This is a genomic window from Harryflintia acetispora, assembly GCA_004340125.1.
Taxonomy (GTDB): domain Bacteria; phylum Bacillota; class Clostridia; order Oscillospirales; family Ruminococcaceae; genus Harryflintia; species Harryflintia acetispora.
Map to the genome: position 1 here is coordinate 108,074 of SLUK01000007.1, position 20,212 is coordinate 128,285.

Genomic DNA, 20,212 nt, shown 5'->3' on the forward strand with positions numbered 1-20,212 from the left:
TATGGGCTGACGCTGTCCGGGAATGACGGATGAGATTATAGCAAGCATGATAAGAGATACAGCAAAACTATAATTGAAGGAGTGTCCTAATATTGGATAGTTACGAACTTGCAATACGTATCCGGGAGGATGCTATGACAATGGTACATGAGCATCATGCATCCCATATAGCGGCCGCTCTATCGGTTGCAGATATGATGGCTGTTCTGTATGCGGATATTCTTCATATTGATCCGCAAAATCCTGAATTGCCCGAGCGCGACCGTTTTATATTAAGCAAAGGGCATGCTGGAATAGCCGTTTATGCAGCTTTGGCGGAAATGGGCTTTTTTCCGAGATCTGAACTATCAAAGTACTATACCGATGGAAGCGTATATTCTGGCCACGTTTCTCATAAAGAGGTCCCCGGAGTCGAGTTTTCAACTGGCAGTCTTGGTCATGGAGCGAGTGTTGCAGCTGGAATGGCTTTAGCTGCGAAACGAGCGGTCAGCCCGTATCGTGTCTATGTTATCGTCGGGGATGGTGAGTGCGACGAAGGGACTATATGGGAAATGGCCTTATTTGCACGGCAGCAGAAACTGGATAATTTAACAGTTCTTGTAGATCATAATGGAATGCAGGCACTGGGATGGTGTAAAGATATTGCTGATCTTCAGGATCTGCCAACTAAATGGCGTGCTTTTGGATGGCATGTTATTGATGTAAAGGATGGCAATGACCACAGCCAGCTCCGCATGGCGCTGCATGAGAGTGTGTCAGGTATGCCCACCTGCATTATTGCAAATACGATTAAGGGTAAGGGAGTTTCTTTTATGGAAAATAAACTCTTATGGCATTATCGTGATCCTCAAGGTGAAGATTACGAGAGGGCTATGAGAGAATTGGGGGCTGCTAGGCATGCGAAATAGATTTATTAAGGGCTTAGAGCAATTAGCTGAAACCGATTCTGGAATCTTCCTTTTGACTGGAGACTTGGGCTTCAGTGTTTTGGATGCTTTTGCCGAAAGATTTCCTGAACGTTTTATCAATGCGGGTATTAGCGAACAAAATATGATGTCTGTCGCTGCTGGCCTTGCGTTAAATGGAAATACAGTCTATGTATATTCTATTGGAAACTTCGTTACATTACGCTGTTTGGAGCAAATTCGAAATGATGTTTGCTATCATAGTGCCAATGTAAAAATTGTTGTTGTAGGCGGTGGATTTGCTTATGGACAGCTGGGAATGAGTCATCATGCAACTGAAGATATAGCTGTCATGCGGGCGCTTCCCAATATGCGAGTTTATTGTCCGGCTGACCCCGTAGAGGCAGTAGCGGTGTTACATGAGGTGAACAGTGTTGAGGGCCCCTGCTATGTTCGACTAGCAAAGGGCGGAGAACAGTGTATTCATGCCGATGCTATAGCGGATATAAATAAAGCAATACAACTTAAAGCGGGAGATTGCGTCAATATTTTTACCACTGGAACAATTGTTTCTGAAGCCAGATTAGCAGCCAAACAATTGGCTGATCATGGGGTTTCTGGCGGTGTATATAGCTTTCCTGCGATCAAGCCAATCGATACAGAATTGATTTGCCAATGCGCATGGGAAAGCAAGCTCATTGTAACGCTTGAAGAACATAATCGATTGGGAGGATTAGGCGGTGCGGTTGCTGAAGTAATTTCAGAACTTTCTGCTCCCCATGCAAGACTGCTTCGATTAGGCCTCGATGATGAGTATACTAGTGTCGTAGGAAGCCAGCAATATTTACGCACTTATTATGGGCTGAATGCGGAGAAAATAACTAAACGGATCTTAGAGTGTTGGGAGAACTGATAATGAGGCGAATGGTCATCACAGGGGCTAACAGCTTCATCGGGAGGCAACTAACTATTAAAGCGGTTAAGGCCGGATGGGAAGTAGTTTTAGTCACTCGAAATCCTATTCAGGATTTACTGCAGATCAAACAAATACACCTATGCCTTGAGGACTATCATCAAATCGGTGAACTTGTCGGCCCATGTGATTGTTTTGTACATCTTGCGTGGAATGGTACGCGGGCAATGGCTCGAATGGATCGTGATTTGCAGCAAGCAAATCTAGAGTTTTCAATACAGGGTGTAAGGTCGATGTTGTATGCAGGATGCGGCAGGGTAGTGACGGCGGGTTCACAGGCAGAATATGGTCCACACAAGGAAATCATTTCAGAAGATTGTGTTTGCTCTCCGAATACAGAATATGGAAAGGCTAAGCTGGAGTTTTATGAACAGACAGCAATGCTGTGCGAGAACAATGGAGTGGAGTATAAAGAACCGCGATTTTTTAGCCTGTATGGACCTAGTGATTTTGATGGAACAATGGTCATCAGTATTTTGCGAGATATGTTGGCAGGGCGTCCGTGTCAATTGACTAAGGGCATCCAAATGTGGGATTTCCTGCATATTGAGGATGCAATGAATGCGCTTGTCCGTTTATGCGAGATTCCGTGTCCAAATGGTGTCTATAATTTCGGCAGTGGAGATGTTCGGATGCTGCGAGATTATGTGCTCGAAATGGCAAGGATTACTGAAACAAAAAGTAATTTACTATTTGGGTCAGTTCCATATCCGAAGACGGGAATGGTTTCACTTTGGCCGGACATCTCCAAATTAAAAAGGGAATTGAATTGGTGCCCCCAAATATCTTTTGCGGAAGGGATTCAGTCTGTGCTGGATGCTTTTGGGGCCGTTTAATGATAAAATTTGAAAAAAAAAACATATTGCAGTTCCTCAAATTTGGAATTGTGGGAATATCTAATACGCTGGTTTCTTTGATTATCTACTACATTTTTCTTTGGATCGATCCTGATTGTTATCTGGTTGGAAATGTAGTCGGCTGGGCTGTTAGCGTAGCCAATGCTTTTTATTGGAATAATAAATACGTCTTTGCTGATAAAAGCCATAATTTCGGTCGAATGGTGATAAAGCTAGGAAAAACATATCTCAGTTACGGTGCGACATTCCTGCTGAGTACAGGCTTGCTGTACTTGGAGGTTGATATAATGGGGAGGTCTGCAGTCATTTGCCCAGTGCTGAATCTATTGGTGACTATCCCACTTAATTTTTTTCTGAATAAATTCTGGACTTTTCAATAAAAAGGAGGGATAAAGGCATGAGAAAAATTTCAATTATGATACCTTGCTATAATGAGCAGGATAACGTGTGGTCAATTTGTAAGGCTGTACAAGCAGTCTTTGAAAGGGAACTTTCGGAATATAATTACGAAATATTGTTTATTGATAACAAATCAAAGGATGATACGCGGAAGATTTTACGGATTCTGTGTAAAGAAGATACGCGTGTTAAAGCTATTTTTAATATGAAGAACTTTGGGCAGTTTAATAGCCCTTATTATGGTTTATGTCAGACGACTGGCGATTGTACAATTTTGCTCTGTGCAGACTTCCAGGATCCCGTAGAATTGATACCGACCATGGTACATGAGTGGGAAAAAGGGCACAAAGTTATTAGTATGATCAAAACTAGCAGTAAAGAAAATCCTTTGAGGTATTGGCTGCGAGGAATGTATTATAAGTTGATTCGTGCGATGAGCGATGTGCAGCAAATAGAGCATTTTACAGGCTTCGGACTGTATGACCGAAGCTTCATAGAAGTGCTGAAGACCTTAGACGATCCTACCCCATTCTTGAGGGGTATAGTTGCTGAGTATGCGCCGGACCATTTGGAAATTTCTTATGAGCAGCAGAAACGTAAAGCAGGAAAAACATCAAATAACTTTTTTTCTTTGTTTGATGCTGCTATGTTGAGTTTTACCAGTTATACAAAAGCTGGTTTGCGATTTGCTACATTCGCCGGTTTTATAGTTTCTGGAGTTAGTTTTTTAATTGCAATTTTTTATTTGATTCAAAAGCTGAATCATTGGGATCAGTTTATAGCGGGCAATGCGCCAATTTTGATTGGTGTCTTCTTTCTTGGGGGGATCCAATTGTTTTTTATCGGTTTACTGGGTGAATATATCTTGAGTATGAATACTCGCATCATCCATCGTCCGCTTGTTATCGAAGAAGAAAGAATAAATTTTACAGAAACTGATGATAGAGTACGTGATGCTAGTATTTAATTCGATGAGGCGGCGACAATTAAACTATAATTTTAACAACACATAGATTATAAGGAGCTTTTTGTGCAACTCTCTAAATTAGAGAGTTGCTTTTTGTTGTTCTTCTCTAAAAAATGATAAATTGCAGAATGTATATTAAAGATACCTATTAGGAGGAAACCAGTTGGTATTTAGCAGTACAGTTTTTTTATTTGCGTTTCTGCCCTGTTTACTTGTGACTTATTTTCTCTCCGGGGAACGATATCGGAATTATGTCCTCCTCCTATTTAGTCTGGCATTCTACGGATGGGGCGAGCCAAAGTTCGTTTTTGTCATGGTAGCAGAAGTAACGGTTGATTATGTTGCGGCTCTCTTGATCGGCCGCTGTGGTGGTCGAAATTGGCGTAGCAAACTTCTTGTAGCCCTTGCATTGGCCTTAAATCTGGGATTGTTAGTCTACTTCAAATATACCGGATTTTTACTCCAAACTCTGAACGCCGCTTTTCATACGGAAATAATAATACCCAATATCGTCATGCCAATTGGCATCTCGTTTTTTACGTTTCAGGCGATGTCATATGTGATCGATGTTTATCGGGGACAAGTGTTTGCACAAAAAAACCCGGCAAACGTGCTGCTGTATGTTTCGCTGTTCCCGCAGCTTGTGGCTGGGCCGATTGTGCGGTATTCCACGATCGCACAGGAAATAAACAACCGTAAAACGACAGTCTCCGATGCTGCTCAGGGACTCGAACGCTTCATTCTCGGCATGGCAAAGAAGCTCATCGTTGCCAACAACATGGGTGCCCTCGCAGATGCAGTTTTCAAGCTGACTGTGCTCACAACACCGGTTGCATGGCTGGGGGCGATCGGCTACACATTGCAAATATATTTTGATTTTTCGGCTTATTCTGACATGGCGATCGGCCTGGGCCGAATGTTTGGATTTCATTTTGAGGAGAATTTCCGCTTTCCTTATATCTCGCAGTCGATTACAGAATTCTGGCGGCGTTGGCATATCTCATTAAGTACTTGGTTTCGCGATTACCTCTATATCCCGCTTGGAGGCAACCGCGGCAGTTGGTTGCACAATGTCTTTACGCTGTTTGTCGTTTGGTTGACGACAGGACTTTGGCACGGAGCGGCATGGAATTTTGTACTCTGGGGGCTTTACTATTTTGTGCTGCTGGCGCTCGAAAAGTTTTTCTTGCGTGGATTTCTGGAGAAGCTGCCGCGGCTATTTCGCCATGCATATACGTTGCTGGGCGTAATCTTCGGGTGGGTACTGTTTCGCTCAGATAGCCTGCGTGGATGTGCGCGCTTCCTGAAGGCCATGTTGATTCCGCACGTCGATCTGCACGGGATGGATGAGTTTTGGGTCTATGTCGGCCGCTTCTGGCCGTTTTTAATTCTTGGTGTCGTGTTCAGTATGCCGGTCTACGATATGGTCAGACGAAATATAGGTGCATTTTTGTGCGTGAAGGTCGGAGATAGCATCGCAGCAGGAATGAAATATGCTGTGCTGCTGGGGCTGTTTTATGTTTGCGTGCTGTTCCTCGTCAATTCTACGTATAACCCGTTTATTTATTTTCGGTTTTGAAAGGGATTGCAAATGAAACTCAGGATAAAAATTGAGGCGGTGTTCGTGGCACTCGTGCTTCTGTTCTGCGGAGGGCTTGGGATGCTAACGGCAGACAATCACAAAAAGTGGAGCGAAATGGAGTGGCGTAACTATACACAATTTCCGCAGCTTGATTGGAAGAGCCTGTTCGATATGAAATATCTTAAACAGTTAGAAACTGCGTTTACCGACCAAATTCAGTATAGGGAACAGTTTGTTCATCAATATTACAGCCTAATGCATTCTTGTGGGCTATCTTATTTAAAACATGTAGTTGGCAAAGAAGATCAACTGTTTGGAGTTCCCTTAATACCGGACGATTTGGAAAAGCGCAAAAGTGAACTGATTGCTGCGGCAGAGCTCGTCAATGAGGAAGCCGCAAAGATTGCCGCTCTTGGGAAGACGTTCATCTACATTCACTTTCCACGCAAGGATACTGTGATGGAGGAATACCTGCCTTGGTACTATCCGATATCACATGAGGCGGAAGAGATCGCGCTGTTTCGGGAACATCTTTCTGACGACGTTGTTTTTATTAATGCCTATGAACTATTTCTTCAAAATCAGGAGGAGGGCCCATTTTATTATCAAACGGATCACCATGCTAATTTTGACGGAGCAATGCTGGTTTACCATGATTTAATAAAAATTGTATCAAATCACTACCCCGCTATTCCGAAGTATACAAAGGCAGATTACACTCTCGCCTTACGCAGGATGGATGGTACCTATAATCGAACAATCGGTAGGATTATTATCCCGGATGAGGAACCCCTCAACGTCGTAAGTAGCCCATCGTTGTCCTATCAAAGGTGGGATATGGACAAAGAAAGTGACCAGCCCATCTTCGGTGATCAAAACACATACAGTTCTGCTTATATGGGGGGCGATTTTGGACATACCTTGATCAAAACAACGCAAAATGACGGCCCGTCGTTTCTCATTAGCGGTCTTTCCTTTACTAATATATTAGAGGCACTTGTTCTTCCGGTCTGTCGCAGTATGGAGTCGCTGGACTATCGATATCTCAATGTGGAGGAAACCCTCTATGATTATGCAGCCGCATGCGATGCAGAATATGTTGTTTTTGTGCCATCAACAAGCACAGTTTCGATTGGTCTCTCCTACATTCGCCAGCAGCTTGGTCTTGCAGTCAAGTAGGAGGCTAGCTAATAGTTGGGTAATCCATTAAGCAGTTAAATTTATTCTTTCTTCACATAACTCTACAGTATCTCTATATTTTTTCTCAAATTTATCCATCTGGCAGAGTATAAATACACTATTCTAAATTGCCGAACGAGAGTAAAAAATAAACATACTGTCCTTATGAATCATAAAAAATTGCCGCCTTCTCCTTGACCTGTCCCCAACAATATCCTATACTGAAGGTAGGAAATATCCGTCATGCAAACAGGAAAGGACGGCGGTCATATGAAAAACTATGTGATCACAGTCGCGCGGGAATACGGCAGCGGCGGCAAGACCATCGGCAAGATGCTCTCCGAGGAACTGGGGATCAAGTTCTACAACGACGAGCTGCTCCGCCTCGCCTCGGACGAGAGCGGGATCAACGAGGCGCTCTTCGCCAAGGCGGACGAGAACCTGAAAAAGCCCCTGATCCTCAAGGCGCCCAAAAGCGTGCACACCGGGGAGGTCATCCCCCCGGAGAGCGACGATTTCACGAGCGATCAGAACCTCTTTAATTATCTGTGCAAGGTGATCCGCCAGCTCGCGGACACCGAGAGCTGCGTCATCGTGGGGCGGTGCGCGGATTACATCCTGCGCGACTACCCGAACGTGCTGCGCCTGTACGTGCACGCGCCGTTCGATTACTGCGTGAAAAAGACGATGGAGGTACACCCCAACTTCGACGAGGAGGAGGCCAAGCGCTTTATCCGCAAGACCGACAAGCGCCGCGGGGACTATTACCGCTATTTCACCGGCAACAGCTGGCGGGACGCGGACAACTACGACCTGTGCCTCAACTCCAGCGACCTGGGGTGGGACAAGTGCGTGGCGCTGACCAAGGCCTATCTCGAGATCAAGCTGGGGATTTCTCTTTAACTGTCATCCGAGGCCGCCGCGCGGCAGTGTCGGGGCGGCCGGTGGCCGAGGATTTCCTCGGCTGTACACCGGGAGTTTCGTTTGTGGGGCTGTCCGCCCCACGCCCCGAGTAACCTTTTCGACGTAGAAGAAGATTTAGCCCTTTTCAAAGAAAAGGGCTCTGAAAAGACGAAAAAGAGGGGGAAGTATCCCCCTCTTTTTATGTTCCCCCTCACGCACTGCTCAAAGCTGACTGCGCCGCCGGACACAGCAGAACGCGAAGCCAAGCAGCTGCAAACCGGGTCGCAGCTCGGCCCGCAAAAGAAATGCCAACCACACCAGGCGAATTATCCTTGAGGCGGCACATACTCAAGAACGTCCTGGACTTTGCAGCTTAGCGTATGACATATCCGAGCCAGAACAACCAAATCCACGCGCTGCAATTCGCCCTTGCAATAGGTGTTTAGCTGCGTGCGCTGCATTTCAGAAAAGTGGGACACCTTGTTTTTGCTTAGGCCGCTTTCCCGGATGACCTTTTCCAGTTTTATTTTTATATATCCATATTCCCTGTCCTGCAAGACTCCCACCTCCCCTTTCGTGATTTGATTATACAATTTTTCTATGTGATTAAGTTTAAAAAGAACTTATTATGAGTTCTTGAAATTTAAAATGGCCTGCGCGGGAAAGGGCACCATCGTTGTAGTGATCAGTTGCCTGCGCGGGCAAAAAGCCGCCCCCGACATACGTCGGGGGCGGCTTCGCATTTCGCGGCGTGCGAAAACGTGTATAGTCCGCGCGTGGTCGCGCGTGGGGTGGTCAAGGAGGAGTACCCCCTCCTTTGTTTGCTTTCTTTCCCCCTTTCTTTTCAAACAAAAGAAAGGGGTCGTCGTACGGGGGCGAAACCCCGCTAAATCCTACACTCCAACTGGCAGTCGCAAGGCTCCTTTTCGGCCAGCCTCTGATTGACCTCCCCGGCGGCAACACAACCCATCGCCCGGTAAAAGGCCATGCTCTCCACGGCCGAGTGGGCCGAAATATAGAGATACTGCCCGCCCATCTCCCGCGTGCGACCGGCGCAGCGCAAAAAGAGCCTGCGCCCGATACCCCTGCCGCGGTAAGGATAAGAGGTGTAGAGCTCGGCGAGGATGCGGTACTGCCCCCGGCTGCCCGCAGGCACCCCCTCCAGCAGCGCGAAGCCGGCCACCGTCTCCCCGTCGTAGGCGACGTAGAGCGCGCCGCCGGCTTGCAGCGCGGGCAGGAGCGTATTTATCACCAGTTCGTCCTTCTCCTCCCCGCTCCAGTGCTCGGTGAAGGGGCAATCCACAATTCTCTGCTCCCCGCCGACGGTGCGCCAGACCCTGGTGACCTGCTGGTAGCGCTCGAAACTTTGCAGCAGGCCCGGTACGCAGTCGCGCACGCCGAGGGAGCGGATCACAATTTCTCCCATGCTGTCTCCTTTAAAAAAGGCGGGCCGCAGCCCGCCCGTGGTCATTCCAATATCTCGCTGATCTCGTAGCACAGCGTCATCAGGCTGTCGCCCAGGTGGACGTTCTCCACCGCGATGTCCTGATAATCCATCGCCAGGTCATAGTGCGAGAAGTTCCAAAAGCCCTTGATCCCGTAGTTCACCAGCCGGTCGGCCAGCTCGGGCGCTTCCTCGCGCGGGATGCACAGGATCGCCACCTGCGGCGAGAAGGTCTTGCAGAAGTTCTCCAGCCGGTTCACGTCCGAGATCACCAGATGGCGCACCGGCATGCCGATGAGCTCCTTTTGCTTGTCAAAAATCCCGATCAGGTTGAAGCCCTTGGTCTCGAAGGACATGTGCTTGGCGATCGCCAGGCCCAGGTTGCCCGCCCCGATTAGGATCACCTTGTATCCCTTATGTAGCCCCAGAATATTGCCGATCTCCCCGAGCAGGGCGTCCACGTTGTAGCCGTACCCCTGCTGGCCGAACCCGCCGAAGCAGTTGAGGTCCTGCCGGATCTGCGAGGCGGTCAGGTTCATCAGCTGGGAGAGCTCGCGGGAAGAGATGCGGTGCACGTCCTTTTTCTGCAGGTCCTCCAAAAAGCGGTAGTACCGCGGCAGCCGCCGGATCACCGATGGGGAGACCCCTTCATATCGTGCCACTATTTCACCTTCCAACCCTTCATTTTCCCATATTGCGACCATCCGTCGAAAGAACCAATCGAGGGCAGACGGTCCTGTCTGCCCCCGCGGTGTCAATTCTAGAGCTTTGTGATCGTCTCCATCACATAGTCGCCGAAGTCCTCGCAGGTCGCGCCGGTGTCCCGCCCGGTGACGCTCAGGCGTTTCTCCTCATACATGCAGATATCCAGCGCGCGCTCGAGCTTGTCGGCCTGCTGCTGATACCCGATGTGGGAGAGCAGCAGCACCGCCGCGCGCAGCATAGAGCAGGGGTCGGCATACTGGGCGCGGCCCTCGCTGACCATGCGCGGCGCGCTGCCGTGGATCGCCTCGAACATGGCGTAGCGCTTGCCGATGTTGGCGCTGCCCGCGGTGCCCACCCCGCCCTGGAACTCGGCGGCCTCGTCGGTGATGATGTCCCCGTAGAGGTTGGGGAGCACAAACACCCTAAAATCGCGCCGGCGCTTCTGGTCGATCAGCTTGGCGGTCAGGATGTCGATATACCAGTCGTCGGTGGTGATGTGCGGATACTGCTTGCCGATCTCCTGGCAGAGCTTCAAAAACTTGCCGTCGGTCGTCTTGACGACGTTGGCCTTGGTCACGATCGAGACGCGGTCCTTTTTGTTTTTATCCGCGAACTCATAGGCGAGCTTGGCGATCCGCTCGGTGCCCTCGGTGGTGGTGACCACGAAGTCGATCGCCAAATCCTCGTCCACGTTCACCCCGCAGGAGCCCACCGCGTAGGCGCCCTCGGTGTTCTCCCTAAAAAAGGTCCAATCGATCCCCTCGCTGGGCACCTTGACCGGGCGCATGTTGCAGAACAGGTCGAGCTCCTTGCGCATGGCGACGTTGGCGCTCTCGATGTTCGGCCAGGGGTCCCCGGCACGCGGGGTGGTGGTGGGGCCCTTGAGGATGACATGGCAGGCCTTGAGCTCCTGCAGCACGTCGTCCGGGATGGCCTTATGCTGCGCCGCGCGGTTCTCGATGGTCAGCCCGTCGATCGAACGGAACTCCACCTTGCCGCGCCCCACCTCGTCCGCGAGCAGGTACTCGAGCACCCTTCTCGCTTCGCCGGTGATGACCGGGCCGATCCCGTCACCCCCGCACACCCCGATGATGATGGGGTCGAGCGTTTTATAGTCAATAAAATCCTTCTGCGCCTTCATCCGCTCGACCCGGGCGAGCTGGTCTTTCACCAGCTGCTCGAAACGGGCGGTGGCGCCGCTGAGCTTATCTTCCACAGTAAACCTCCTAGGGGTCTTCTCAAAATCAACACATGGCCTTCCTTCAATGGTTTTATTTTAGTATAATCGGGAACGATTGTCAATTATATGACAATAAGTTTTATACTGCATTGCAAGTTCCATTATGCGACAGCCTGTGCGGAAAAAATACAGGCCAGTAATGATTTCTTCACAAAGATACGTTATAATAATGATGGAACGCTGTTACCGCAGCGCAACGATACAGATTGGGGAGAATGCCATGACGGCCAATCGCAAAGAGGCGACGCCCAAAACCGTGGTGCTGGTGACAAACCAATTCCAGTGCGAGCGGATCATCCACGCGGGGCAGACCGTGGCGGATATTACCAAGACCGAGCTGTGCGTCTTCAGCGTACAGAGTGGGCGCTACCCGCAGAATCCATTGGCGCTCGAGCATCTTTACAAGGTCTCCAAAAGCCATGACGCCACCATGAACATCGTCTACGGGGACGACCCCGTCAAGCTGATCATCAGCTTTATCAAGCATAACAAGACCCAGAACGTCCTCACCGGCCTGCCACAGGGGGAGGATTCCATCCTCTGCGACGTGTGGCGCAAGTTCACCCATGTGCGCTTCTTCACGGTGGACGGCGAGGGGAATACCGCCGAGGTGACCCGCGCGCAGATTCCGGCGCGGCGCAAGGCAAAGCCCGCCTCCATCTGAGGTGGGCCAATCAAAGGAAGTGAAATGATATGCGCATCAATATTCGTTCCATCAGCTTTCACAGCGCGAACGGCGAGGACAACATCAGCGCCGTCGCCTACTTCCCCGAGGGGGAGGAGATCCGTGGGATCGTGCTTGTCAGCCACGGGATGCTCGAGCACATCGGACGTTACCACGAGTTTATGCTCTATCTCGCGCAGCAGGGCCTTGCGGTCTTCGGACAGGACCATCTCGGCCACGGCAAGAGCGCCGGCAGTCCCGAGCGGCTGGGCTACTTTGCGCACGAGAACGGCTACCAGTGCCTGATCAGGGATTTGCGGCATCTCTGCCACATCGCGGCGGGGATGTTCCCCGAGCGCCAAATCTTCCTGCTGGGGCATTCGATGGGCTCGCTGATCGCGCGGCTCTACTGTGTGAAATACCCGGACACCCTGGCGGGGGTCATCCTGATGGGCACCGCCGGGCCGAACCCGATGACCGGCTTCGGGATCCTGCTCGCACAGCGGTATCTGCGTAAGGAAGGCGAATTCTGCCGCCCCGAACGGCTGCACGAGCTGGTCATCGGCAACATGAACCGGCGCTTCACCCCCACGCGCACCGCCAGCGACTGGCTCAGCCGGGACGAGGCGGCGGTGGACCGCTATCTTGCCGACCCTGTAAGCGGGCAGCGCTTCACCGCCTCGGCTTATCTCGATCTCTTCACCATGATGGAGGTTGCAAATTCCCCGCGCTGGGCCAGGGATTATCCCAAGGGGCTTGCCACCCTGCTGCTCTCGGGCGACTGCGATCCGGTGGGGAACTTCGGGCGCGGGGTGCTGCAGGTCTATAACCGGCTGCAGAGCGCCGGGGTCGAGGACCTGGAAATGCAGCTTTATGAGGGCGCGCGGCACGAGCTGCTCAATGAACTCAACCGCGAAGAGGTCTATGGGGACATCCTGGACTGGATCGAGAACGAGATTTAATCGGGTCGGCCGGGCCCCCGCTCGTATACGAGCGGGGGCTTTTTGTGTGAAAAAGGAACCGTCCGGGGGCAATCGTCATAGGGTTGGCTCCCAGTGATAAGAACAATATTATTTCACTAATTTTCAAAATAAATCATTTTGATTCATATTCTTTTCATATTTATGACTATAATAGAAACTAGGGCAGAATAGAAATGTTACCCCAGTGAGGAGGAATCACAGATGAACACCCAAAAGCTTACCCAAAAATCGATGGAAGCGATTGGCGCGGCACAGAACATTGCCATAGAAAACCAAAACCAGCAGATCGAGCAGGAGCATATCGCCCAAGCGCTGCTGGAGCAGGAGAGCGGGCTGATCCCGCAGCTGCTCAAAAAAATCGGGATCGACCCCCAGATGATGACGAGCTCGGTCGCACAGCTTGTGCGAAAGCTGCCGGCGGTGAGCGGCTCGGGGCGGGAGAGCGGGAAAATCTACGTCTCCCAGGACACCGACCGGGCGCTGACCGAGGCCGAGCGGATCGCAGAGCGAATGAAGGACGAATACGTCTCGGTCGAGCATCTCTTCCTGGGGCTCCTGGAGCGCCCCAGCCGTTCGATGCGCGAGCTGTTCGAGAGCTTCGATCTGCAAAAGAACAAGTTCCTGGACGCCCTGCAGACGGTGCGGGGCAATGCCCGGGTCACCAGCGACAACCCGGAGGACACCTATGACGTGCTCAAAAAATATGGCCAGGACCTGACCGAGCTGGCGCGCCAGCAAAAGCTCGACCCGGTGATCGGGCGGGACGGCGAGATCCGCAACGTGATCCGCATCCTCAGCCGCAAAACCAAGAATAACCCCTGCCTGATCGGCGAGCCGGGCGTCGGCAAGACGGCCATCGCCGAGGGGCTGGCGCTGCGGATCGTGCGCGGGGACGTGCCGGAAAACCTGCGCGAGCGCACCCTCTTCTCGCTGGACATGGGGGCGCTGATCGCGGGGGCCAAGTTCCGCGGCGAATTCGAGGAGCGCCTCAAGGCGGTGCTCACCGAGGTCAAGAAGAGCGAGGGGAAGATCATCCTCTTCATCGACGAACTGCACACCATTGTGGGCGCCGGCAAGACCGAGGGCTCGATGGACGCGGGCAACCTCTTAAAGCCCATGCTCGCGCGCGGCGAGCTGCACTGTATCGGCGCCACCACCCTAAACGAGTACCGCCAGTACATCGAGAAGGATGCCGCCCTCGAGCGGCGCTTCCAGCCGGTGCTGGTGGACGAGCCGACGGTAGAGGACACCATCTCGATCCTGCGCGGGCTCAAGGAACGCTACGAGGTCTACCACGGCGTCAAAATCCAGGACAACGCCCTGATCGCCGCGGCGGTCCTCTCCCACCGGTACATCTCGGACCGCTTCCTGCCCGACAAGGCCATCGACCTGGTGGACGAGGCCTGCGCGATGATCCGCACCGAAATGGATTCCATGCCCACCGAGCTGGACGACATCTCCCGGCAGATCATGCAGCATGAGATCGAGGAGGCCGCGCTCAAAAAGGAGAGCGACAAGCTCTCGCAGGAGCATCTGCGGGAAATCCAGAAGGAGCTCGCCGAGATGCGCGCCACCTTCGGCGAAATGAAGGCGCGCTGGGAGAACGAGAAGCAGGCCATCGGCAAGGTGCAGCACCTGCGCGAGGAGATCGAGCAGGTCAACGCCCAGATCGAAAAGGCCGAGCGGGAATATGACCTCAACAAGGCCGCCGAGCTCAAATACGGTCGGCTGCCGGCGCTCCAAAAGGAGCTGGAGGCCGAGGAAACCATCGCCGAGCAGGAGCGCACGAGCAGCGACAATCTGCTGCGCGACAAGGTGACCGAGGAGGAGATCGCGCGGATCGTCGGGCGCTGGACCGGCATCCCGGTGGCCCGGCTGATGGAGGGCGAACGAGAAAAGCTCTTAAATCTCGAACCGATCCTCCATCAGCGGGTGATCGGCCAGGACGAGGCGGTCACCAAGGTGTCGGAAGCCATCCTGCGCTCCCGCGCGGGGATCCAGGACCCGGGGCGGCCGATCGGCTCGTTCCTCTTCCTGGGGCCGACGGGCGTCGGGAAAACCGAGCTTGCCAAGGCACTGGCCGAATGCCTCTTCGATGACGAGCACAACATCGTGCGGATCGACATGAGCGAATACATGGAGAAATATTCGGTCTCCCGCCTGATCGGGGCGCCTCCCGGCTATGTGGGCTACGAGGAGGGCGGCCAGCTCACCGAGGCGGTTCGCCGCAAGCCCTACTCGGTGGTGCTCTTCGACGAGATCGAGAAGGCCCATCCCGACGTGTTCAACGTCCTGCTCCAGGTGCTGGACGACGGGCGGATCACCGACTCGCAGGGGCGCACGGTGGACTTCAAGAACACCATCATCATCCTGACCTCCAACCTCGGCTCGAACTACATTCTCGACGGGATCACCGAGGGCGGCGAGATCAGCGAGGAGAGCAAGGAGCAGGTAAACGCCCTGCTGCGCCAGTCCTTCCGGCCCGAGTTTTTAAACCGGCTGGACGAGATCGTCTTCTACAAGCCCCTGCAGAAGGATGAGATCATGAAGATCGTCGACCTGCTGCTGCAGGACCTCGGGCGGCGGATGGAGGAGCGGCAGCTGAGCTTCACCGTCACCGACGACGCCAAGCGCTTCATCGTGGACAGCGGCTTCGACCCGGTCTACGGCGCGCGGCCGCTAAAGCGCTTTATCCAGCACAAGGTGGAAACCCTGATCGCCAAGGAGATTATCGGGAAAGACTTGGCGCCGGGCACCGCGATGGAAATCTACTTCGAGAACGGGGCCCTTGCCATCCGGGAAAAATAAGATTACAATGGTGGGGAGCTTTCGTTCCCCACCATTTCTTTGTCATGAAGGAGGGAGACCATGAAACGTTTCCTATCCGGGCTGCTTGCCGTATCCTTCCTGCTTTCGGGCTGCGCCCGCACAACACAGGGCGACCCACAGGACGAGACCGCGGGTGCGCCGGTACGCGATCTTCTGCTGGCGCAGGGGGACACCGTCCTCGGAGGCGGCAGAAGCGCGACCGTGCGCCTCGTCCTGCGCGAGGGGGTCTTCCTCACCGGCGATCAGGTGGCCCTGGGCGGGGGCCTGGGCGAGGAAAACTACCAGGGCGTCTGCGAGGTGCAGGTCCTGGCGGACGGGGAGGCGCTTTCCTCCCTTGCGCTGGAGGGCGACGGCCGGGAGGAGCTGCTTTTCAGCGATGTCGGCCTTCCCTTCGCGCTGCACTTTGCAGACTATAACGGCGACGGGAACCCGGACTTCACCATCGGCCAGTGGGCCGGCAGCACGGCGGACTGCTACACTCTTTTTACCATCGCGCCCGACGGGACGATCACCCCGCAAAGCGGACCCTACGCGATCTTTGCCAGCGACGGCAAGGGGGACAATGAATACTGCGCCGTCTTTGTGCAGAAGGAAAACGGCTTCGCCACCCAAGTCTACAACAACGCGACCGGGGAATACGAGCAGGTCCCCTACGTGTGGGACGCGGCGCGGAACACTTATCTTGAAGATCAGGGAGGCAAAACGGATGACTAGACCGGAGCAGGCGGAAAAACTTTTCAGGGAGGGGTACAACTGCGCGCAGGCGGCATTCCTCCCCTTTGCCGAGGAATGCGGGCTCAGCCGGGAGACGGCCGCGGCGCTCGCTTCCTCCTTCGGCGGCGGCATGGGCCGGCTGCGGGAGGTCTGCGGCGCGGTGAGCGGTATTTTCCTGGCCGCCGGGCTGCTGCGCGGCTACAGCGACCCGAAGGACCCCGCCGCCAAAAAGGCGCACTACGAGCTGATCCAGCGGCTGGCCGCGCGCTACCGGGAGGAGAACGGTTCGATCGTCTGCCGCGAGCTGCTCGGGCTCCCGGCCGGGCCGGACTCCCCCACCCCCGAGGCGCGCACCGGGGCGTACTACAAAAAGCGCCCCTGTCCCGAGCTGGTGCGCTGCGCGGCTGAAATACTGGAGGAAGAGCTTTTCCCAAAAGCGAATAAACTATAAAAAATAGCCGCTACGCGGCTATTTTTTATTGCTGAACACAATAGATCGAAGAGCTATTTTTTATCCACAGCGCTCCGGGCAAATGAATGGCCACCGGCATAGCCGGTGGCCATTACAATTATAGCAACAGGTAGAACAGGGCGACCAGCAGCGTAAAATCCGCCTTTTCGTTCATCAACAGCAGCAGCAGCCCGATGAGCAGCAGCCGCTCGTTGTCGATGTTTAAAGCGTCGAGCACCTTCCCAATGGGGGAGTCCTCCCCGACGAAGTTCGAGATGACGTTCCCGAGGCCCTTCCCTTCGCCCTGCCCGAACTGGGGCAGGTGGATTCCCAGGTTCCCCGTCAGCTGGCTGAGAAGGGAGGAGACCGTGCCGCCGCTCTGTGCGCCCGCGGTTCCGCTATGCGCGCCGCCGTCCGACGGATGGTTCGAGCCGGCCGCCTGCGGGCCCGGCGCGTTTGGGGCGGCGTTGCCCGGGCCCTGGGTGGGGCCCTGCACCGGGATATGTATGGTGTCCTGCATGGGCGGCGAGATCACGGCGTTGGCCTGCTGCACCGTCTGGCGGGAGCGCTGCTGCATCTGGCGCACCCGGCGGATCGCCTCCTGCTGCATGTTGAGAAGATCCTTTTCGGTATAACTCACACCTTTCCAATCGGCCATCAGCCATCATCACCACCAAACAGGTTGCCGAAGATGCCGGTCTCCTTGAGCAGGGGGAGCATCTTGACCAGCTGCATGATCCGGATCGCGTCGTCCACTTTTTTCTGCCGCTTCTCCCCGAAATGGGGCTTGAGCGCGAGCAGCAGCTCAACGTTGGAGTCCCGGGTATTGAGCCCCTGCAAAATCTGCGAGACCTTTGCGATGGTGTTTACATCCAGGCTGCCCAAGAGGTTCGCGGCCGCGTTGGGCGCCGCGGGCTGGGCGGGCGGCGGGGTAAACAGGTTTTGCAAAGGGGGGATGGGCTGTGCCTGGGGCTGCGCGGGTTGTGCGGGAGGCGGTGCGGCGGGCGGCTGCGCGTCCGCCGCGGGGGCGGCGCCGTCTCCCCCCAGTCCCAGCTGGTTTGCCAGGTTCATGATCTGCTGCATGGTCTGGGGGTTGTTCAGAAGAGAACCGAGGGCCGAAGCCATATCTTCCATGCGCGCACCCGCCTTCCGTTTTTAGTCTGTTATTTCTGCATGAGTTTTCCGAGCAGTCCCTTGACCTGGGGGGAATTGAGGAACTGTTCGAGCTGCTGGGGATTGTTCAGCAGCTGGTTGACCTGGGCGGCCTTCTGCGGATCGAGGTTCCCGAGCAGGTCCTTGACCTGGCCCCCCTCGATCTGCTGGCGAAGCTGCTGGGGATTTTTCCCCAGCTTCTGCCCGGCCATACCCAAGAGGCTGTTCATGGCCTGCTGGGACATATTTGGGCCGCCTGACGGCCCCCGATTATTCTGATTCATCACAAAAAACTCCTTTCCACCGGCTTCTTACACCATGCTATGCCGCCGGGAGTTAATTTGTGAAAAACCTTTTATTTCCCTACATTTTATGATAAATTATAGGTATGTATGACGCGAAAGCAAAGGATGAAATCAGTATGAGAATTGTGGCAGTGGGGGATACCCACCGTGACTTCATGGGCCTGCGCGAGCTGATCGAGCAGCAGATGGACAGCACCGACCTGTTTATTCATACCGGCGATGGGGAGCGGGAGCTCGACGACATCCGCTCGCTCTATCCCGAGCTGCCGCTGCGCGCGGTCTGCGGCAACTGCGACCTATATTCCAGCGACCCGCAGGTGGATTTGATCGATGCGGGAGGGGTCAAGATTTTCGTCACCCACGGGCACGGCTTCGGGGTAAAATATTCGGTGGAGGAGCTCGAGCAGAACGCCCGCCGCCTCGGCGCGGCTATCGTGCTCTTCGGGCATACGCATTGCCAGTACTACCGCTATGACGAGGGGCTCCATCTCTTAAACCCCGGCAGCCTCTCCCATCCGCGGGGCACGTCCCGGGGGTACGCGGTGATCGAGATTCAAAACGGGCAGATTTTGTGCAACCTGGTGCAGCTTCGATAAGTGAGATATACCAACCCCGTCTCTTGGGCGGGCAGCAGGCAGGGGCGCTCCTGTCTGCTGTGTTTTTGAGGGAGGACAAACGGATGACGGAGTTTTTGATACGGCATTTCATCAAGGACAGCGGGCAGCTGGGCGACCCCAAGGTGCGCGGGCGGTATGGGCTGCTCTCCTCGCTGGTCGGCATCTGCTGCAACGCGGTGCTGTTTCTCTGTAAGTTCCTGATCGGCACCGTCTCGGGCAGCGTGAGCATTATGGCCGACTCGGTGAACAACCTCTCGGACGCGGGCTCGTCGGTGGTCACCCTGATCGGCTTCCGGATTTCGGGGCGCCCGGCGGACGAGGGCCATCCCTTCGGGCACGCGCGCGCCGAGTACATCGGCGGGCTGATCGTCTCCTTCATGATCCTGCTGCTGGGGGTGGAGTTCCTGCGCTCCTCCTTTTTAAAGATTCTGCACCCCGAGCCGGTGACCATCAGCGCGCTGGCCCTTTTTTTGCTTTTGCTTTCGATTTTGCTCAAGGCCTGGATGGGCCTCTTTAACCGCCGGGTCGGGAAGCGGATCGATTCCGCCGCGCTGCTGGCGACCGCGCAGGACAGCTTCAACGACGTGATCACCACCTCGGTGGTCCTGCTCGCCGCGGCGCTCGCCAAGTTCACCGGCCTGCAGATCGACGGCTACATGGGCGTCGCGGTGGCGCTCTTCATCCTCTATTCCGGCCTGGGGCTGGCGCGCGAGACGGTCAGCCCCCTGCTCGGCCAGGCGCCCGACCCCGGGATGGTGCAGGCGCTGGAGAAAAAGATCACCTCCTATGACGAGGTGCTGGGGGTGCACGACCTGGTGGTCCACTCCTACGGGCCGGGCAACTGGTACGCCAGCGTGCACGCCGAGGTGTCGGCCAAGGAGGATATCCTCAAAAGCCACGACGTGATCGACAACATCGAGCGCGAGGTGCTCGCACAGATGGGGATCCACCTGGTCATCCACCTCGACCCGGTGGTGACCGACGACCCGGCGATCAACGAGCTGCGCGAATTCGTGCGCGGCAAGCTGCGCGCGATCGACCCCGCCCTCTCAATGCACGACTTTCGGGTGGTCTTCGGCGAAACCCACACCAACCTGATCTTCGATGTGGTGGTGCCCGTGGGCTTTCGTCAAAGCGACCATCAGCTCGGCGAGCAGATCCAGCAGGCGGTGGAGGAGCTCGACCCCGGCTACTACTATACCGTCGTCACGTTCGACCGCAGCTACACCTCGGCCACCGGCTGCTGAACCTTCTCCCCTCCTCGCGCATAGGATGGGGAAAGACCCCTGCCACAGCGGGCGAGAGAGGCACATCCGCGTTTGCGGGTGTGCCTCTCTCGCCCT

At 54.5% G+C, this 20,212-nt stretch carries 22 protein-coding genes; 15 read left to right on the forward strand and 7 right to left on the reverse strand.

Annotation, left to right across the window (positions count from 1 at the left end; translation table 11 throughout):
- Window positions 1–92 precede the first annotated feature (92 nt).
- From EDD78_RS08995 to EDD78_RS09030, 8 genes are all read left to right on the forward strand, one after another.
- On the forward strand, window positions 93–908 hold the full coding sequence (locus EDD78_RS08995; RefSeq protein WP_132084726.1) for a transketolase: 816 nt from the start codon (window positions 93–95) through the stop codon (window positions 906–908).
- Complete coding sequence (locus EDD78_RS09000; RefSeq protein WP_132084727.1) at window positions 898–1,818, forward strand: transketolase family protein; 921 nt, start codon at window positions 898–900, stop codon at window positions 1,816–1,818. Before EDD78_RS08995 ends, EDD78_RS09000 begins: the two co-directional genes overlap by 11 nt.
- Window positions 1,819–1,820: 2 nt before the next feature.
- Complete coding sequence (locus EDD78_RS09005; RefSeq protein WP_132084728.1) at window positions 1,821–2,714, forward strand: NAD-dependent epimerase/dehydratase family protein; 894 nt, start codon at window positions 1,821–1,823, stop codon at window positions 2,712–2,714.
- Window positions 2,714–3,115, forward strand: coding sequence for a GtrA family protein (locus tag EDD78_RS09010; RefSeq protein WP_132084729.1), 402 nt, complete (start codon window positions 2,714–2,716; stop codon window positions 3,113–3,115). Before EDD78_RS09005 ends, EDD78_RS09010 begins: the two co-directional genes overlap by 1 nt.
- Window positions 3,116–3,132: 17 nt before the next feature.
- A complete protein-coding gene (locus EDD78_RS09015; protein WP_132084730.1) occupies window positions 3,133–4,101 on the forward strand; it encodes a glycosyltransferase family 2 protein in 969 nt (322 codons plus the stop codon).
- Window positions 4,102–4,264: 163 nt separating this feature from the next.
- The gene (locus tag EDD78_RS09020) at window positions 4,265–5,680 is read left to right on the forward strand and encodes an MBOAT family O-acyltransferase (RefSeq protein WP_132084731.1); all 1,416 of its coding nucleotides are present in this window, start codon (window positions 4,265–4,267) and stop codon (window positions 5,678–5,680) included.
- 12 nt (window positions 5,681–5,692) lie between these two features.
- Window positions 5,693–6,862 carry an alginate O-acetyltransferase AlgX-related protein gene (locus EDD78_RS09025; protein ID WP_132084732.1) on the forward strand — a complete coding sequence of 390 codons (1,170 nt, stop codon included), beginning with the start codon at window positions 5,693–5,695 and terminating at the stop codon, window positions 6,860–6,862.
- A gap of 270 nt (window positions 6,863–7,132) precedes the next feature.
- Window positions 7,133–7,765 (forward strand): cytidylate kinase-like family protein, encoded by a 633-nt coding sequence (locus EDD78_RS09030; protein ID WP_079699999.1) that lies wholly within the window; start codon window positions 7,133–7,135, stop codon window positions 7,763–7,765.
- Between the two features lie 326 nt (window positions 7,766–8,091).
- Here EDD78_RS09030 and EDD78_RS09035 read toward each other — a convergent pair whose 3' ends face one another.
- The 4 genes from EDD78_RS09035 to EDD78_RS09050 form a co-directional block, all read right to left on the reverse strand.
- The gene (locus tag EDD78_RS09035; RefSeq protein ID WP_132084733.1) at window positions 8,092–8,322 is read right to left on the reverse strand and encodes a helix-turn-helix domain-containing protein; all 231 of its coding nucleotides are present in this window, start codon (window positions 8,320–8,322) and stop codon (window positions 8,092–8,094) included.
- A 329-nt stretch (window positions 8,323–8,651) separates the two neighbouring features.
- Window positions 8,652–9,191: a GNAT family N-acetyltransferase gene (locus EDD78_RS09040; RefSeq protein ID WP_165873173.1), complete on the reverse strand. Its 540-nt coding sequence runs from the start codon at window positions 9,189–9,191 to the stop codon at window positions 8,652–8,654.
- A 41-nt stretch (window positions 9,192–9,232) separates the two neighbouring features.
- Window positions 9,233–9,871 carry a redox-sensing transcriptional repressor Rex gene (locus tag EDD78_RS09045; RefSeq protein WP_079700002.1) on the reverse strand — a complete coding sequence of 213 codons (639 nt, stop codon included), beginning with the start codon at window positions 9,869–9,871 and terminating at the stop codon, window positions 9,233–9,235.
- 98 nt (window positions 9,872–9,969) lie between these two features.
- Window positions 9,970–11,130 (reverse strand): isocitrate/isopropylmalate family dehydrogenase, encoded by a 1,161-nt coding sequence (locus tag EDD78_RS09050; RefSeq protein ID WP_079700003.1) that lies wholly within the window; start codon window positions 11,128–11,130, stop codon window positions 9,970–9,972.
- A 244-nt stretch (window positions 11,131–11,374) separates the two neighbouring features.
- Between EDD78_RS09050 and EDD78_RS09055 the strand changes: the two genes are divergently transcribed.
- From EDD78_RS09055 to EDD78_RS09075, 5 genes are all read left to right on the forward strand, one after another.
- Window positions 11,375–11,818 carry a hypothetical protein gene (locus tag EDD78_RS09055; RefSeq protein ID WP_079700004.1) on the forward strand — a complete coding sequence of 148 codons (444 nt, stop codon included), beginning with the start codon at window positions 11,375–11,377 and terminating at the stop codon, window positions 11,816–11,818.
- A 29-nt stretch (window positions 11,819–11,847) separates the two neighbouring features.
- Window positions 11,848–12,780 (forward strand): alpha/beta fold hydrolase, encoded by a 933-nt coding sequence (locus EDD78_RS09060; RefSeq protein WP_132084735.1) that lies wholly within the window; start codon window positions 11,848–11,850, stop codon window positions 12,778–12,780.
- A gap of 222 nt (window positions 12,781–13,002) precedes the next feature.
- Entirely contained in the window at window positions 13,003–15,609 is a 2,607-nt protein-coding gene (gene clpB / locus EDD78_RS09065; protein WP_132084736.1) for an ATP-dependent chaperone ClpB, read from the forward strand.
- Between the two features lie 60 nt (window positions 15,610–15,669).
- Window positions 15,670–16,344, forward strand: coding sequence for a putative periplasmic lipoprotein (locus tag EDD78_RS09070; RefSeq protein WP_132084737.1), 675 nt, complete (start codon window positions 15,670–15,672; stop codon window positions 16,342–16,344).
- Window positions 16,337–16,795, forward strand: a complete 459-nt coding sequence (locus EDD78_RS09075; RefSeq protein ID WP_132084738.1) for a C-GCAxxG-C-C family protein — start codon at window positions 16,337–16,339, stop codon at window positions 16,793–16,795. Before EDD78_RS09070 ends, EDD78_RS09075 begins: the two co-directional genes overlap by 8 nt.
- A 118-nt stretch (window positions 16,796–16,913) precedes the next feature.
- Here the strand turns inward: EDD78_RS09075 and EDD78_RS09080 are convergent, their stop codons facing one another.
- Genes EDD78_RS09080 through EDD78_RS09090 form a run of 3 tightly spaced genes read right to left on the reverse strand, consistent with a single transcriptional unit; the run spans window position 16,914 to window position 18,192 of the window.
- Window positions 16,914–17,435: a hypothetical protein gene (locus EDD78_RS09080; RefSeq protein ID WP_132084739.1), complete on the reverse strand. Its 522-nt coding sequence runs from the start codon at window positions 17,433–17,435 to the stop codon at window positions 16,914–16,916.
- A gap of 17 nt (window positions 17,436–17,452) precedes the next feature.
- Window positions 17,453–17,929: a hypothetical protein gene (locus EDD78_RS09085; protein ID WP_132084740.1), complete on the reverse strand. Its 477-nt coding sequence runs from the start codon at window positions 17,927–17,929 to the stop codon at window positions 17,453–17,455.
- Window positions 17,930–17,958: 29 nt separating this feature from the next.
- Entirely contained in the window at window positions 17,959–18,192 is a 234-nt protein-coding gene (locus EDD78_RS09090; protein WP_079699996.1) for a hypothetical protein, read from the reverse strand.
- A 176-nt stretch (window positions 18,193–18,368) separates the two neighbouring features.
- Here EDD78_RS09090 and EDD78_RS09095 point away from each other — a divergent pair, with 176 nt between their 5' ends.
- Both EDD78_RS09095 and EDD78_RS09100 read left to right on the forward strand, forming a co-directional pair.
- On the forward strand, window positions 18,369–18,848 hold the full coding sequence (locus tag EDD78_RS09095; protein WP_159449045.1) for a metallophosphoesterase family protein: 480 nt from the start codon (window positions 18,369–18,371) through the stop codon (window positions 18,846–18,848).
- An 83-nt stretch (window positions 18,849–18,931) separates the two neighbouring features.
- On the forward strand, window positions 18,932–20,116 hold the full coding sequence (locus EDD78_RS09100) for a cation diffusion facilitator family transporter (protein ID WP_079699994.1): 1,185 nt from the start codon (window positions 18,932–18,934) through the stop codon (window positions 20,114–20,116).
- The last annotated feature ends 96 nt before the right edge of the window (window positions 20,117–20,212 follow it).

What these genes read in the sequence shown, in the direction of transcription:
- EDD78_RS09000 (WP_132084727.1), top strand. Translation starts at nt 898, where the DNA reads ATGCGAAATAGATTTATTAAGGGCTTAGAGCAATTAGCTGAAACCGAT.
- EDD78_RS09005 (WP_132084728.1), top strand. Translation starts at nt 1,821, where the DNA reads ATGAGGCGAATGGTCATCACAGGGGCTAACAGCTTCATCGGGAGGCAA.
- EDD78_RS09010 (WP_132084729.1), top strand. Translation starts at nt 2,714, where the DNA reads ATGATAAAATTTGAAAAAAAAAACATATTGCAGTTCCTCAAATTTGGA.
- EDD78_RS09015 (WP_132084730.1), top strand. Translation starts at nt 3,133, where the DNA reads ATGAGAAAAATTTCAATTATGATACCTTGCTATAATGAGCAGGATAAC.
- EDD78_RS09025 (WP_132084732.1), top strand. Translation starts at nt 5,693, where the DNA reads ATGAAACTCAGGATAAAAATTGAGGCGGTGTTCGTGGCACTCGTGCTT.
- EDD78_RS09030 (WP_079699999.1), top strand. Translation starts at nt 7,133, where the DNA reads ATGAAAAACTATGTGATCACAGTCGCGCGGGAATACGGCAGCGGCGGC.
- EDD78_RS09040 (WP_165873173.1), bottom strand. Translation starts at nt 9,191, where the DNA reads ATGGGAGAAATTGTGATCCGCTCCCTCGGCGTGCGCGACTGCGTACCG.
- EDD78_RS09055 (WP_079700004.1), top strand. Translation starts at nt 11,375, where the DNA reads ATGACGGCCAATCGCAAAGAGGCGACGCCCAAAACCGTGGTGCTGGTG.
- EDD78_RS09060 (WP_132084735.1), top strand. Translation starts at nt 11,848, where the DNA reads ATGCGCATCAATATTCGTTCCATCAGCTTTCACAGCGCGAACGGCGAG.
- clpB (WP_132084736.1), top strand. Translation starts at nt 13,003, where the DNA reads ATGAACACCCAAAAGCTTACCCAAAAATCGATGGAAGCGATTGGCGCG.
- EDD78_RS09070 (WP_132084737.1), top strand. Translation starts at nt 15,670, where the DNA reads ATGAAACGTTTCCTATCCGGGCTGCTTGCCGTATCCTTCCTGCTTTCG.
- EDD78_RS09075 (WP_132084738.1), top strand. Translation starts at nt 16,337, where the DNA reads ATGACTAGACCGGAGCAGGCGGAAAAACTTTTCAGGGAGGGGTACAAC.
- EDD78_RS09085 (WP_132084740.1), bottom strand. Translation starts at nt 17,929, where the DNA reads ATGGAAGATATGGCTTCGGCCCTCGGTTCTCTTCTGAACAACCCCCAG.
- EDD78_RS09090 (WP_079699996.1), bottom strand. Translation starts at nt 18,192, where the DNA reads ATGTCCCAGCAGGCCATGAACAGCCTCTTGGGTATGGCCGGGCAGAAG.
- EDD78_RS09095 (WP_159449045.1), top strand. Translation starts at nt 18,369, where the DNA reads ATGAGAATTGTGGCAGTGGGGGATACCCACCGTGACTTCATGGGCCTG.
- EDD78_RS09100 (WP_079699994.1), top strand. Translation starts at nt 18,932, where the DNA reads ATGACGGAGTTTTTGATACGGCATTTCATCAAGGACAGCGGGCAGCTG.